This window comes from Variovorax sp. SPNA7 (assembly GCF_033807855.1).
GTDB classification, from domain to species: Bacteria; Pseudomonadota; Gammaproteobacteria; order Burkholderiales; family Burkholderiaceae_C; genus Variovorax; species Variovorax beijingensis.
The window spans coordinates 2,789,913-2,804,137 of sequence record NZ_CP138513.1 but is presented as its reverse complement, the minus strand read 5'-3'; the positions used below and the strand labels follow the sequence as shown (position 1 = coordinate 2,804,137).

The window sequence follows — 14,225 nt, the reverse complement described above, 5'->3', positions numbered from 1 at the left end:
AAAAGGCACGCAATATCAGTTACTTGCGTCCTGTTCTTCAATCGAATAACAAGAACCGCCTGTCACCTAACCTTGTGCCGCCACTTTCTCAGCTTGGCTCTGTAACTTGTTGAGCGCACTCAAATAAGCCTTTGCCGACGCGACCACGATGTCCGGATCTGCCCCGACACCGTTGACCACCCGCCCCGCATTTTGTAACCGAACTGTAACTTCTCCTTGGCTTTCTGTCGAGCCACTTATCGCGTTGACAGAGTAAAGCACCATCTCCGCACCACTCCTGACGTGCGACTCGATGGCCTTGAGGGAAGCATCGACCGGGCCATTGCCGTCGGATTCACCGGTGACTTCCTTGCCCTGAACGGTGAAAACAACCTTGGCCTGGGGACGTTCGCCGGTTTCACTGTGCTGCGAAAGTGAGACAAAAGCAAACTGTTCGTCAACGTTCGAATGCTCTTCGGCGCTGACGAGCGCAAGGATGTCCTCGTCGAAAATTTCGGACTTGCGGTCTGCCAGTTCCTTGAAACGCGAGAAGGCGGCGTTGATGTCGGCTTCGCCGGCCATGGTCACGCCCAGTTCCTGCAGACGCTGCTTGAATGCATTGCGCCCGCTGAGCTTGCCCAGCACGATCTTGTTGGCGGCCCAGCCCACGTCTTCGGCACGCATGATCTCGTAGGTGTCGCGGGCCTTGAGCACGCCGTCCTGGTGAATGCCCGAGGCGTGCGCAAAGGCGTTGGCGCCCACCACGGCCTTGTTGGGCTGCACCACGAAGCCGGTGGTCTGGCTCACCATGCGGCTCGCGGCCACGATGTGCGTGGTGTCGATGTTGAGGTCCAGGCCGAAGTAGTCCCTGCGCGTCTTGACCGCCATCACCACCTCTTCGAGCGAGCAGTTGCCCGCGCGCTCGCCCAGGCCGTTGATCGTGCATTCGACTTGGCGCGCGCCGCCGATCTTCACGCCCGCCAGCGAGTTGGCCACCGCCATGCCCAGGTCGTTGTGGCAATGCACCGACCAGATCGCCTTGTCGCTGTTGGGCACGCGCTCGCGCAGCATCTTGATGAAGTTGCCGTAGAGCTCCGGAATGGCGTAGCCCACGGTGTCGGGCACGTTGATGGTGGTGGCGCCCTCGTTGATCACGGTCTCCAGCACGCGGCAGAGAAAGTCGGGGTCGCTGCGGTAGCCGTCCTCGGGGCTGAACTCCACGTCGGACACCAGATTGCGCGCAAAGCGCACAGCGAGCTTCGCCTGCTCGTGCACTTCGTCCGGCGACATGCGCAGCTTCTTTTCCATGTGAAGCGGCGAGGTCGCGATGAAAGTGTGGATGCGCCCGCGCGCCGCGCCCTTGAGCGCCTCGGCTGCGCGCGAGATGTCGCGGTCGTTGGCGCGCGACAGGCCGCACACCGTCGACTCCTTGATGATGTCGGCAATCGCCTTGACGGCTTCGAAGTCGCCGTTCGAACTGGCTGGAAAGCCCGCTTCGATGACGTCGACCTTGAGCCGTTCGAGCTGCTTGGCAATGCGCATCTTCTCGTCGCGCGTCATCGAGGCGCCGGGCGACTGCTCGCCGTCGCGCAAGGTGGTGTCGAAAATAATGAGTTGGTCGGTCATCGTGGATCTCCTTGGTTCGTTGGCACCTTGCGCGTACGGCGGGGAACGGCGTCAGGCGAGCTCAACCACCGATTGTGCGCTGTGCGCGCCGCGGGTCCGCGCGCGCTGCACGCCCGAGACAATGGCCTTCAGCGAAGCCGAGATCACGTTCGCGTCGATGCCCACGCCGAACAGCGTCTGGGCGTCGTCCACGCGCAGTTCGAGGTATGCCACCGACTTGGCATCGGCGCCCGCGCCAATGGCGTGCTGGTGGTAGTCCATCACGCGCACGGTATGGCCGGTGGCCTTGCTCAGTGCCTGCGTGAAGGCGTCGATCGGCCCGTTGCCGCGGCCTTCGATGGCGCGGATCTCGCCGTCCCAGGGCAGGTCGCCGCGCAGCACCACCGAGGCGCTGGCGCCCTCGCCTTCTTCCTCGATCACGCGGTGCTGCAAGGAATGCGCGGCCTCGAGGCCGTATTCGCGCACGAACAGCTCCCAGAGGTCGGCGGCAGTGAGTTCCTTGCCGGCCACGTCCATCACGCGCTGCACGGCCTGCATGAATTCCATCTGCAGGCGGCGCGGCATCTCGAGGCCGTATTCGCTTTCGAGCAGGTAGGCCATGCCGCCCTTGCCCGACTGGCTGTTGACGCGGATCACGGCCTCGTAGCTGCGGCCCACGTCCTTCGGGTCGATCGGGAGGTAGGGCATGTCCCAGATGTCGCCGTCCTTGCGCGCCGCGAAGGCCTTCTTGATCGCGTCCTGGTGCGAACCCGAGAACGAGGTGTAGACGAGATCGCCCACATACGGATGGCGCGGATGCACCGGGATCTGGTTGCAGTGCTCGACCGTCGCGCGGATCTCGTCGATGTTCGAGAAATCGAGTTCGGGCGAAACGCCCTGCGTGTAGAGGTTGAGCGCGACGTTCACGAGGTCGAGATTGCCGGTGCGCTCGCCGTTGCCGAACAGGCAGCCTTCGATGCGCTCGGCGCCCGCCATCAGCGCCAGTTCGCCGGCCGCCGTGCCGGTGCCGCGGTCGTTGTGCGGGTGCACGCACAGCACGATCGAATCGCGGCGCGCGAGGTTGCGGTGCATCCACTCGATCATGTCGGCAAAGATGTTTGGCGTGGAATGCTCGACCGTGGTGGGCAGGTTGACGATGCACTTGCGCTCTGGCGTCGGCGCCCAGACTTCCGTCACCGCATCGACCACGCGCTTGGAGAACACGACGTCGGTACCCGAGAACATTTCGGGCGAATACTGGAAGGTCCACTTCGTGGCCGGCTGCTTGGCGGCGAATTCGTTGAACATGCGCGCATGGCTGCTCGCAAGCTCGACGATCTGGTCCTCGTCCATGCCGAGCACCACGCGGCGCATCACGGGCGCCACCGCGTTGTAGAGGTGGACGATGGCGCGTGGTGCGCCCTGCAGCGATTCGAAGGTGCGGGCAATGAGATGGTCGCGCGCCTGCGTCAGCACCTGGATCGTCACGTCGTCGGGAATGCGGTCTTCTTCGATCAGCTTGCGTACGAAGTCGAATTCGACTTGCGAGGCGGAGGGAAAGCCGACCTCGATTTCCTTGAAGCCGATGGCCACGAGCGTCTCGAACATGCGCATCTTGCGGGCGATGTCCATCGGCTCGACCAGCGCCTGGTTGCCATCGCGCAGGTCGGTCGACAGCCAAATCGGGGCCTTGGTCAGCACGGCATCGGGCCAGGTGCGGTCCTTGAGGCCGATCGGGGCGAATGCGCGGTATTTGGCTTGAGGTTGCTTCAGCATGTCGATTTCTCTGTGATGGTTGGAATCAACCAGCAACCCCAAAGACAAACGGCCCGTTGCTGGTGCGAACGGGCCGTGGTGAGGGATTTGCGCGTGCGCTACCGTCTCCGCCCGTGAGGGAGGGCTAGTAGGGCCAGCAGCGAAATCTTGGTCATGAGGATTGGGAATGTAGCACAAGCCGGCTTCAGTTATGCAAGCCCCGCTCGTCGGGCTCTTCGGTCGAGGTGCTGATCACGCTCGCCTGCTGCCCCTTGGCCTTGCGCCACGCATAGACCACATAGCCGCTCAGGCCATAGGCCACGAAGAGGCCGAAAAGCACCGTGGGCGGATGGATGTTGATGACGGCGATGCCGAGCGCAATGAGCACGATCACCACGAAAGGCACGCTCTTCTTCATCTGGACGTCCTTGAAGCTGTAGAACGGCGCATTGGTGACCATCGAAAGTCCCGCATAGAGCGTGAACGCGAAGGTGATCCACGTGATCTGCGTCCACGAGAGATACAGCACCTCGCCGCCGCGTTTGCCCCACTCGGTCATGAGCCAGATGAAGCCGGCCACGAGCGCCGCCGCCGCCGGCGACGGCAGCCCCTGGAACCAGCGCTTGTCGACCACGCCGGTATTGACGTTGAAGCGCGCCAGGCGCAGCGCCGCGCAGGCGCAGTACACGAAGGCCGCGATCCAGCCCCAGCGGCCCAGGCCCTTGAGCGACCATTCGTAGGCGATGAGCGCAGGAGCGGCCCCGAACGAAACCATGTCCGACAGCGAATCCATCTGCTCGCCGAACGCGCTCTGCGTGTTGGTCATGCGGGCCACGCGGCCGTCCAGGCTGTCGAGGATCATTGCGGCGAAGACGCCGAGCGCCGCAAGATCGAAGCGCGCGTTCATCGCCATCACGACCGAATAGAAGCCGCCGAACAGCGCGGCGAGCGTGAACAGGTTCGGCAGTATGTAGATGCCCTTGCGGCGCTTGCGCGGCGGCACCTCGTCGGGAACCGTGTCGTCATGCATTGAATTTGCCTCCGTCCCTCGTGGGCACTGCGCGAACAGCTATCCGTCCGATAGCTTCCTGGTCTGTAAATCGCATGGGTTCGCAGTGTAGTTCAGGGGGATGGTTCGCCCCCTCATGAAAAAAGGCCACCCCGGCGGGTGGCCCTCGGAAAACGGGTGCCGCGGCACCCGCTTCATTGGCGGATCAGTTGCGGGTCTGGTCGACCAGCTTGTTCTTCTTGATCCACGGCATCATCGCGCGCAGCTTCTCGCCGACGACTTCGATCTGGTGCTCGGAGTTCAGGCGGCGGCGGCTGATCAGCGTGGGAGCACCCGCAGCGTTTTCCAGCACGAAGCTCTTGGCGTATTCGCCGGTCTGGATGTCCTTGAGCACTTGCTTCATGACCTTCTTGGTCTCTTCGGTCACGATGCGCGGGCCGGTGACGTACTCGCCGTATTCGGCGTTGTTCGAGATCGAGTAGTTCATGTTGGCGATGCCGCCTTCATAGATCAGGTCGACGATCAGCTTGAGCTCGTGCAGGCATTCGAAGTACGCCATTTCGGGCGCGTAGCCGGCTTCCACCAGAGTTTCGAAACCGGCCTTGATCAGCTCGACCGTGCCGCCGCACAGAACCGCCTGTTCGCCGAACAGGTCGGTCTCGGTTTCTTCGCGGAAGTTGGTCTCGATGATGCCGGCCTTGCCGCCGCCGTTGGCGGTGGCGTAGCTCAGCGCGAGGTCGCGCGCCTTGCCGGTCTTGTCCTGGTGCACGGCCACGAGGTGGGGCACGCCGCCGCCTTGCGTGTAGGTGCTGCGCACGGTGTGGCCGGGGGCCTTGGGAGCGACCATCCACACGTCGAGGTCGGCGCGCGGCTGAACGAAGCCGTAGTGCACGTTGAAGCCGTGCGCGAAGACGAGCGATGCGCCTTCCTTGATGTTGGGTGCCACGTCGTTCTTGTAGACGTTGGCGATCTGCTCGTCGGGCAGCAGGATCATGACCACGTCGGCGGCCTTCACGGCGTCGGCCACTTCGGCGACCTTGAGGCCGGCCTTCTCGACCTTGGGCCAGGAGGCACCGCCCTTGCGCAGGCCGACCACGACCTTGACGCCGCTGTCGTTCAGGTTCTGCGCATGCGCATGGCCTTGCGAGCCGTAACCGATGATTGCGACCGTCTTGCCCTTGATGAGGCTGAGGTCGGCGTCCTTGTCGTAGTAAACCTTCATGATGCGTCTTTCCTATTTAATCTCTGGCACCCCCTGCGCGGGGGTGCGTTCACTCACAGTTGACCGGAGGGATTCCGGTCCTTCATTTGCTGGTTGATGGACACGAGGTTGTCGTGAATGCGGAACAGCAGGATCAGCAATTCGCTGTAGACGCGAACCATGATCGCGCCAAAAATCAAGATGGCGATGCCGGTAAGAATGCCTCTGAAGCCGCCGCTGAAAAGCGCGCCCACGCCGGAAATCAATACCACCAGCAACCCCAGGAAATACAGTATCCGGATGACGATCGGGGTGACCATCTTCTCGAAGCCCAGCAGGTCTTGCATTACCTTCTCCTCGTGTGTTGGTTTAGGACAGTGGAACTGAGGGGATCTTCACCCCCTACACGCGCAGGATGCGCTCGCCGCGCCCGATGCCGCTGGCACCGGTGCGGACAGTCTCGAGGATAGCGCTACGGTCGATCGCTTCCAGGAAAGCGTCGTTCTTGCCGTGGTCGCCGGTGAGCTCGATGGTGTAGCTCTTGTCCGTGACGTCGATGATGCGGCCGCGGAAGATCTCGGCCATGCGCATCATTTCCTCGCGCTCCTTGCCGACCGCGCGCACCTTCACCATCATGAGTTCGCGCTCCGTGTACGCGCCTTCGGTCAGGTCGACGACCTTCACCACTTCGATCAGCCTGTTGAGATGCTTGGTGATCTGTTCGATCACGTCGTCCGAGCCGGCGGTGACGATGGTCATGCGCGAGAGGCTCGCGTCCTCGGTCGGCGCGACGGTCAGCGATTCGATGTTGTAGCCACGGGCCGAGAACAGGCCCACCACGCGGGAAAGAGCCCCCGGCTCGTTTTCCAGCAGCACTGCAATGATGTGTTTCATGTTTGCGTGACTCCTCTTTTCGCCTGCGCGGAAGCTTTCGCTTTCGCCGCCCTCCCCCGTGCACGGTAATGCGCGGGCTCGGCGGGCAATAGATTCGTCAGTAAGAGTGGTTGAAGCGAATGTGCCGGGGATCGATCAGAGATCCTCGGAGCCCAGCAGCATCTCGGTGATGCCCATGCCGGCCTTGACCATCGGGAACACGTTCTCGGTGGGGTCGGTGCGGAAATCCATGAACACCGTGCGGTCCTTGAGCTTGCGTGCTTCGCGCAGCGCCGGCTCCACGTCCTGCGGACGCTCGATCAGCATGCCGACGTGCCCGTAGGCCTCGGCCAGCTTCACGAAGTTGGGCAGCGCATCCATGTAGCTGTGGCTGTAGCGGCCGGAGTATTCGATCTCCTGCCACTGGCGCACCATGCCCAGGTAGCGGTTGTTGAGCGAGCAGATCTTGATCGGCGTGTTGTATTGCAGGCAGGTGGAGAGTTCCTGGATGCACATCTGCACCGAGCCTTCGCCGGTGATGGTGAACACTTCGGAATCGGGCTTCGCGAGCTTGATGCCCATGGCGTACGGAATGCCCACGCCCATGGTGCCCAGGCCGCCCGAGTTGATCCAGCGGCGCGGCTCGTCGAAGCGGTAGTACTGCGCGGCCCACATCTGGTGCTGGCCCACGTCCGACGTGATGTACGCGTCGGCGTCCTTGGTCATGTTCCAGAGCGTTTCGACCACGTACTGCGGCTTGATCACGTCCTTGTTGCCGCGGTCGTACTTGAGGCAGTCGCGCGAGCGCCAGGCCTCGATGGTCTTCCACCAGTCGGCCAGCGCGCCGGCGTCGGGCTTGGTGGTGCTCTCGCGGATCATCGAGATCAGCTCGGTGAGCACGTCCTTCACGTCGCCGACGATCGGGATGTCGACCTTCACGCGCTTGGAGATGCTCGACGGATCGATGTCGACGTGGATGATCTTGCGTTCGTTCGTCGCGAAGTGCTTGGGGTTGCCGATCACGCGGTCGTCGAAGCGCGCGCCCACGGCCAGCAGCACGTCGCAGTTCTGCATGGCGTTGTTGGCTTCGATGGTGCCGTGCATGCCCAGCATGCCCAGGAACTTGCGGTCGCTCGCCGGATAGGCGCCCAGGCCCATCAGCGTGTTGGTGACCGGGTAGCCGAGCATGTCGACCAGCGTGCGCAGTTCGTTGCAGGCGTTGCCCAGCAGCACGCCGCCGCCCGTGTAGATGTAGGGGCGCTTGGCGTTCAGCAGCAGTTGCAGCGCCTTGCGGATCTGGCCGCCGTGGCCCTTGCGCACCGGGTTGTACGAGCGCATCTCGACCTTGTCGGGATAGCCGGCGTACGGCACCTTCTTGAACGAAACGTCCTTGGGCACGTCCACCACCACCGGGCCGGGGCGGCCGCTGCGGGCGATGTGGAAGGCCTTTTTCATCGTCATGGCCAGGTCCTTCGGATCCTTGACGAGGAAGTTGTGCTTCACGATGGGGCGGGTGATGCCCACGGTGTCGCATTCCTGGAAGGCGTCCAGGCCGATGGCGGCGGTGGGCACCTGGCCCGAGATGATCACCATCGGGATCGAGTCCATGTACGCCGTGGCGATGCCGGTGACCGCATTGGTCAGGCCGGGGCCAGAGGTGACCAGCGCCACGCCGACCTCGCCGGTGGCGCGCGCATAGCCGTCGGCCGCGTGGACGGCTGCCTGCTCGTGGCGTACCAGCACGTGCTGGATGGTGTCCTGCTTGTAGAACGCGTCGTAGATGTACAGAACCGCGCCGCCGGGGTAGCCCCAGATGTACTGGACGCCTTCGGCCTGCAGTGCCTTGACCAGCACTTCAGCGCCCATGAGTTCTTGCGTTGGGTTGCCGGCGCCAGAAGACGCGGCTGCTGCGGAAGCGAGTTCCGCCTTCGAGATTTCCATGATCAACCTTTGGAGTTTTTTCGGGAACGAAAAACCTTGGGTGCCCCTTGCCAACCCTTGTGGGGCCGCGCCAGGACTTGAGGCCAAAGCCATGAGCGGACTGATGTTCCGCCGGACCGTGACCCGTTTGCCTTTTGACTTGCAGCGCGGATTATGACATTGATGAGCCCGCCGCCGCGCAGAAATCCCCGTGAAAAGGCACCGGGGCATAATCCGCGGCAGAAAAACACAAGCGCTTCCCGACTCCCCATTTCCCACGCGGCGCCCGCGGCGCCCCCTCTCGCTTGGCCACTGAACAAGAACTTTCCGACTTTCTGAAGAGCGTCGAACGGCGCGCTTTCAAGCGCTCGGTCTACCACGTGCGGGACGAGGAGGCGGCGCTCGACATCGTGCAGGACAGCATGATGAAGCTGGCGCAGCACTACGGCGACAAGCCGCCGGAAGAGCTGCCGATGCTGTTCCAGCGCATTCTTTCGAATTGCACGCTCGACTGGTTCCGCCGGCAGAAAACCCGCCGTGCCCTGTTCTCCAACCTCGGCGACTTCGAATCCGCCGGGGACGACGGAGATTTCGATCTGCTGGAGAACTTCGTCTCGCCAACCGACTCCAGAGAAACGGAGAGTGCCGAGGACACGACCCGCCGCGCCCAGGTCTTCCACGAGATCGAAGAACAGATCGCGGCTTTGCCAGGTCGTCAACGCGAGGCTTTCCTGATGCGTTACTGGGAAGAAATGGATGTGGCGGAGACGGCCGCTGCAATGGGCTGCTCCGAAGGCAGCGTCAAAACCCATTGTTCGCGGGCCGTACACGCCCTGAGCAAGGCGCTCAAAGCCAAGGGAATTTCGCTATGAACACTAAGGTTCCAACCTCTTCTTTTGCTGCCGAGGATCAATTCGGCCGGCGCGTCGCTGCGCGGCTGTCCGACGGCAGCCAGGAGCTGCCGCACGACATCGGCGAGCGGCTGCGGGTGGCGCGCGCACAAGCCGTCGCCATGCGCAAGCAGGCGCCCCAGTTGCGCTCGGCTTCGGTGGTCATGCAGTCCGGGCATGTGGCAACGATGGGCGGCGGCTGGTGGACCCGCATCGGGTCGGTGGTGCCCCTGCTCGCGCTGGTTGCAGGGCTGATCACCATCAGCGTGATGCAGGACGAGGACCGGGCGAGCGAACTGGCGGAAGTCGATTCCGCCCTGTTGACGGACGATCTTCCCCCTGCCGCCTACACCGACCCCGGTTTTGCCCAGTTCCTCAAGGCCGATGGCGCTTCCGACTGAGTCATTTCTCTGTTGAACGAATGCGACGCCCTCCCGTTTCCCGCACCGATATGCCCCGCCCGCTGCGCCCGCCAACGTCGGGCGCTGTCATTTGGGCGGGCGCGCTTGCCGCTGCGTTGTTCGGCCTGACGCTCGCCGGCGCCCAGCCCCGGTCCGAGCCGCCGCTCAAATCTGCCGGCGGTGCCGCGCAGGCGGCAACGGCCTCGGCTTCTTCGTCTTCGAAGACCGCTCCGGCGACCAAGCCGTACTGGAGCGAACTCAGCGCGGAGCAGCAGCAGGCGCTGCGGCCGCTCGCGTCGCATTGGCACGCCCTGAACCCGGGGCACAAGCGCAAATGGCTGGCACTGTCACGCAACTACGCGAACATGTCGGCCGATGACCAAACCACCCTGCACAGCCGCATGATCGAATGGGCAGCCCTGAGCAATCAGCAGCGGGCCCAGGCGCGCCTCAACTTTGCCGAGGTGAAGCGCGTCCCTGCCGACGAACGCAAGGCCAAGTGGGAGCAGTACCAGGCCCTGAGCGAGGAAGAAAAGCGGCGGCTGGCGGAGCGCGCCCCCGCCAAGCCGCGCGGTGCCGCCATTCCGGTGCGTCCGGTTCCTGCACAGAAGCTGGTGACGGTACCGGCCGTGACGCCTGCCGGGCAGCACACGCCCCGCATCATGCTGGCCCCGCCTGCCTCGCCCCTGCCGGCCGCGGCGCCTGCCGCCGCCGTCGTGGTGGCGTCGCCGCCGGAACGCGTCCCGTCCGCCGTGTCCACGCCCTCCCCGCCCGACGCTTCCAGCGCCGCGTTGCAGCCAATTCCGGCCGAGGCCCAGGTGCCCATGCCATCATCGGCGGCCACCACCCAGGTTCCGCCGCCATCGTCCGCCTCCAACCCTGCAGGCCGTGGCGCCGAGCAGTCCTCGCCCCCCTGATTCCCAAGGTTTCGATGGCTTCACATTCTTCCGAGTTCTCGGAATCGAATCCCTCCTCATCGCTTGCAGACACTCCCTCCAGCGCTCCTCTTCTGATAGTGCCCGGCCTGTGGCGCCGAATGGCATGCTGGCTGTATGAAGGCATGCTGCTGTTCGCGGTGGTGTTCGTCGCGGGCTGGCTGTTCAGCACGCTCGGCCAGATGCGGGATGCCATGGATTCCCGCCGGCACCTGCTCCAGGCCTTCCTGTTCGTGGTGTTCGGCGTTTATTTCGTCTGGTTCTGGGCGCGCGGACAGACGCTGGCCATGAAGACCTGGAACATCCGCATCGTCGATACGCACGGGCGCCCCATCACCCAGACCCGCGCCCTCGCGCGCTACCTGCTCAGCTGGATCTGGTTCCTGCCGCCGCTGGCCGCCATCGCGCCTTTCAAGCTTTCGGGCGGAGAATCCACGGTGCTGATCTTCGGATGGGTCGCCGTCTGGGCATTGCTGGCGCGCTTTCACCCCGAGCGCCAGTTCTGGCACGACGCCTGGGCCGGTACGCGGCTCATAACCTCCAAGCCGATGAGCCGCCGATGAGTGCCCTCCCCAAGCTTCCCGATCCCGCCGTGAACCCGCAGAAGGCCCGCAAGGGCCTGGAGCGGGTATGGCATGCCACCCTGATCTCGCTGCACGGCCTTCGCGCAGGCTGGAGCGAGCCGGCGTTCCGCCAGGAAGCCATCATGGCCATCGTGATGATCCCGGCGGCCTTCTGGCTCGGCCGCAGCTGGATCGAAGTGGCTCTGCTCGCCGGCAGCGCCATCCTCGTGATGATCGTCGAGCTGCTCAACACCGCGGTCGAGGCCGCCATCGACCGCATCGGCCCCGAATGGCACGACCTCTCCAAGCGTGCCAAGGACATGGGCAGCGCCGCCGTGCTGCTGTCGCTCACGCTGTGCGGGGGCATCTGGCTGGCGGCGCTGTGGCAGCACTTCGCGTCATGAAGACGCCCGCCGCACGAGGCATGATGGCGGCATGAATCCTGAATTTTCGATCTGTGTGTATTGCGGCTCGCGACCCGGCGAGCGAGTGGAGTTTTCCAGGGCCGCGGAAGCGGTCGGCCAGTGGATCGGCCAGCACCGCGGCCAATTGGTCTACGGCGGCGGACGCACCGGCCTGATGGGCACGGTGGCCGAAGCCACCCGCAACGCCGGCGGCCGCGTCGTCGGCATCATTCCCAAGGCGCTGGTCGACCGGGAACTGGCCAACCCTCTGTGCGACGAGCTCCACGTGGTCGACACCATGCACGAGCGCAAGGCCATGATGGGCGAGCGCGCCGATGCCTTCGTCGCGCTGCCGGGCGGCATCGGCACCTTCGAGGAATTGTTCGAAATCTGGACCTGGCGCCAGCTCGGCTACCACGACAAGCCCACCGGTATTCTCAATACCGCCGGCTACTACGACGGCCTGCTGGGCTTCCTGGCGCACAGCGTGCGCGAGGGCTTCATGGGCGATTGGCAGATGGAGCTGATCCGCACCGGCACCAACCCCACCGAACTGCTCAGCGCGCTGCGCGCCGAAGTGCCGCTGCACCCCCGCGACGACCGGTTGGCCGAAAACCTGTAGCGCGCTTCCCGAGGGCGGGCTTTTTCAGACGGCGTTCTCGTTTTCCTCGCCGGTGCGGATGCGCACGATGCGCTCCACGCCGGTGACGAAGATCTTTCCGTCGCCGATCTTGCCAGTGCGCGCGGAATTGACGATGGCTTCGATGCAGCGCTCCACGTCGCCTTCGTTGACGACCACTTCCACCTTCATCTTCGGCAGGAAGTCGACCACGTATTCCGCACCACGATAGAGCTCGGTATGCCCCTTCTGGCGCCCGAAGCCCTTGACCTCGGTCACTGTGAGGCCGGTAACGCCCACCTCAGCCAGGGCTTCGCGTACGTCCTCGAGCTTGAAGGGTTTGACGATGGCGGTGATCTGCTTCATGGTTTTTGCGCTCCGGCGGTTTCGTTGAACTTGCTGGTGATAGGGTAACGCCAATCCTTGCCGAAACTCCGGTGGGTCACCCGAATGCCCACAGGCGCCTGGCGCCGCTTGTATTCGTTGATCTTGATGAGCCGCGCAACCCGCTCGACCACCGCGCGCTCGTAGCCGGCGGCGATGATCTCGTCGATGCCCTCGTCGTCCTGCATGTAGCGTGCCAGGATGCCGTCGAGGATGTCGTAGGGCGGCAGGCTGTCCTGGTCGGTCTGGTCGGGCCGCAGCTCGGCGCTCGGGGGCCGCGTGATGATCCGGTCGGGAATCGGCGAAGCGCCGGTGCCGTACGGGTCGTGGGCATTGCGCCAGCGGGCCAGCGCGAACACGGTGGTCTTCAGCAGGTCCTTGATGACCGCGAAGCCGCCCGCCATGTCGCCATAGAGCGTGCAGTAGCCGGTGGCCATCTCGCTCTTGTTGCCGGTGGTGAGAACGATCGAGCCGAACTTGTTCGACAGCGCCATCAGCAGGGTGCCGCGGATGCGGGCCTGGATGTTCTCCTCGGCCGTGTCCTCGGGCAGGCCCTTGAATTCCTCGGCCAGGGCACCCTTGAACGACTCGAAGGTGTGCTTGATCGAGATCTCGTCGTAGCGCACGCCCAGGCGGGTGGCCATTTCGCGCGCATCGATCCAGCTGATGTCGGCGGTGTAGGGCGAAGGCATCATGACGGCACGCACCTTGTCCTTGCCGAGTGCATCGACCGCGACGGCAAGCACCAATGCGGAGTCGATGCCGCCCGAGAGCCCCAGGATGGCGCCTGGAAAGCCGTTCTTGCCGATGTAGTCGCGCACGCCCAGTACCAGTGCATCCCACAGTTGGGCTTCCGCTTCGCGCGGCGCAGCGATGGCCGAAGGCGCCGCCACCACGCCCACGCCCTGGGGCGAGCGCTCCAGCTGCATGAAGACCAGGCTCTCCTTGAAACTCTCGGCCTGCATGGCCAGCGCGCCGTCGGCCTGCAGCGCAAAGGAGGCACCGTCGAAGACCACTTCGTCCTGCCCGCCCACCAGGTGCGCATAGACCAGCGGCAGGCCCACGGCGCGCGCGCGGTCGGCCATCCGCGCCACGCGCTCGCCTTCCTTGCCGACGTGGTAGGGCGAAGCGTTGATGACGGCCAGCACTTCGGCGCCCGCCGCGCGGGCCAGTTCGGCCGGCTCGTCGAACCAGGCGTCTTCGCAGATCAGCACGCCCACCGAAACGCCGCCGGCCTCGAACACGCAGGTGCCCTGCCCCGGCGTGAAGTAGCGGCGTTCGTCGAACACCTGGTAGTTCGGCAGTTCGCGCTTGGCGTAGGTCTCGAGGATGCGGCCTTCCTTGATGACGCTGGCGGCGTTGTAGCGCATCTGCACCGCCACCGAGCGGCTGCGCAGGCTGCCGCCGGTCGGATGCCCCACCACCACGACCATGTCTTTGAGATCGGCCAGCGCGGCGGCAATGCCTTTCACGGCATCATCGCAAGCTTCGGTGAAGGCGGGCCGCAGGAAAAGATCCTCTGCCGCATAGCCGGCGATCGAGAGTTCGGGCGTCAGCAGAAGACGCGCACCTTGGGCATGGGCCTGGCGCGCGGCATCGACGATTTTCCTGGCGTTGCCGGCGAGGTCGCCCACCACAAAATTGAGTTGCGCGATGGCGAGCTTGAGCGTCATACGGAAGGAAGAAA

At 64.4% G+C, this 14,225-nt stretch carries 15 protein-coding genes; 6 read left to right on the top strand and 9 right to left on the bottom strand.

What is annotated here, in order from left to right; genetic code table 11:
• Positions 1-66 precede the first annotated feature (66 nt).
• The 7 genes from RZE77_RS13030 to RZE77_RS13000 all read right to left on the bottom strand — a co-directional run bounded on the left by RZE77_RS13030 (position 67) and on the right by RZE77_RS13000 (position 8,363).
• Entirely contained in the window at positions 67-1,605 is a 1,539-nt protein-coding gene (locus RZE77_RS13030; protein WP_319442185.1) for a 2-isopropylmalate synthase, read from the bottom strand.
• A 51-nt stretch (positions 1,606-1,656) separates the two neighbouring features.
• Positions 1,657-3,360 carry a 2-isopropylmalate synthase gene (gene leuA / locus RZE77_RS13025; RefSeq protein ID WP_319442184.1) on the bottom strand — a complete coding sequence of 568 codons (1,704 nt, stop codon included), beginning with the start codon at positions 3,358-3,360 and terminating at the stop codon, positions 1,657-1,659.
• A 184-nt stretch (positions 3,361-3,544) separates the two neighbouring features.
• Positions 3,545-4,369: a CDP-diacylglycerol--serine O-phosphatidyltransferase gene (gene pssA / locus RZE77_RS13020; protein ID WP_021007106.1), complete on the bottom strand. Its 825-nt coding sequence runs from the start codon at positions 4,367-4,369 to the stop codon at positions 3,545-3,547.
• 184 nt (positions 4,370-4,553) lie between these two features.
• Positions 4,554-5,570: a ketol-acid reductoisomerase gene (gene ilvC / locus RZE77_RS13015; RefSeq protein ID WP_093019123.1), complete on the bottom strand. Its 1,017-nt coding sequence runs from the start codon at positions 5,568-5,570 to the stop codon at positions 4,554-4,556.
• 53 nt (positions 5,571-5,623) lie between these two features.
• A complete protein-coding gene (locus RZE77_RS13010; RefSeq protein WP_319442183.1) occupies positions 5,624-5,896 on the bottom strand; it encodes a DUF4282 domain-containing protein in 273 nt (90 codons plus the stop codon).
• A 55-nt stretch (positions 5,897-5,951) separates the two neighbouring features.
• On the bottom strand, positions 5,952-6,443 hold the full coding sequence (ilvN, locus tag RZE77_RS13005) for an acetolactate synthase small subunit (protein ID WP_012747479.1): 492 nt from the start codon (positions 6,441-6,443) through the stop codon (positions 5,952-5,954).
• 135 nt (positions 6,444-6,578) lie between these two features.
• On the bottom strand, positions 6,579-8,363 hold the full coding sequence (locus RZE77_RS13000; RefSeq protein WP_319442182.1) for an acetolactate synthase 3 catalytic subunit: 1,785 nt from the start codon (positions 8,361-8,363) through the stop codon (positions 6,579-6,581).
• A 284-nt stretch (positions 8,364-8,647) separates the two neighbouring features.
• Between RZE77_RS13000 and RZE77_RS12995 the strand changes: the two genes are divergently transcribed.
• The 6 genes from RZE77_RS12995 to RZE77_RS12970 are packed head-to-tail and all read left to right on the top strand — an operon-like array spanning position 8,648 to position 12,157.
• A complete protein-coding gene (locus RZE77_RS12995; RefSeq protein ID WP_047783529.1) occupies positions 8,648-9,214 on the top strand; it encodes an RNA polymerase sigma factor in 567 nt (188 codons plus the stop codon).
• Complete coding sequence (locus RZE77_RS12990; protein ID WP_319442181.1) at positions 9,211-9,633, top strand: DUF3619 family protein; 423 nt, start codon at positions 9,211-9,213, stop codon at positions 9,631-9,633. Before RZE77_RS12995 ends, RZE77_RS12990 begins: the two co-directional genes overlap by 4 nt.
• Before the next feature lie 50 nt (positions 9,634-9,683).
• A complete protein-coding gene (locus tag RZE77_RS12985) occupies positions 9,684-10,550 on the top strand; it encodes a DUF3106 domain-containing protein (protein WP_319442180.1) in 867 nt (288 codons plus the stop codon).
• A gap of 14 nt (positions 10,551-10,564) precedes the next feature.
• Positions 10,565-11,131, top strand: coding sequence for an RDD family protein (locus RZE77_RS12980; protein ID WP_319442179.1), 567 nt, complete (start codon positions 10,565-10,567; stop codon positions 11,129-11,131).
• Positions 11,128-11,535, top strand: a complete 408-nt coding sequence (locus RZE77_RS12975; RefSeq protein ID WP_021007099.1) for a diacylglycerol kinase — start codon at positions 11,128-11,130, stop codon at positions 11,533-11,535. The genes RZE77_RS12980 and RZE77_RS12975 overlap by 4 nt, the downstream gene beginning before the upstream one ends.
• A gap of 31 nt (positions 11,536-11,566) precedes the next feature.
• Entirely contained in the window at positions 11,567-12,157 is a 591-nt protein-coding gene (locus RZE77_RS12970; protein ID WP_319432289.1) for an LOG family protein, read from the top strand.
• Between the two features lie 24 nt (positions 12,158-12,181).
• Here RZE77_RS12970 and RZE77_RS12965 read toward each other — a convergent pair whose 3' ends face one another.
• Together RZE77_RS12965 and RZE77_RS12960 are read right to left on the bottom strand one after the other, a co-directional pair.
• Entirely contained in the window at positions 12,182-12,520 is a 339-nt protein-coding gene (locus RZE77_RS12965) for a P-II family nitrogen regulator (protein ID WP_012747471.1), read from the bottom strand.
• Positions 12,517-14,211, bottom strand: a complete 1,695-nt coding sequence (locus RZE77_RS12960; RefSeq protein WP_319442178.1) for an NAD+ synthase — start codon at positions 14,209-14,211, stop codon at positions 12,517-12,519. Before RZE77_RS12960 ends, RZE77_RS12965 begins: the two co-directional genes overlap by 4 nt.
• Positions 14,212-14,225: the final 14 nt, after the last annotated feature.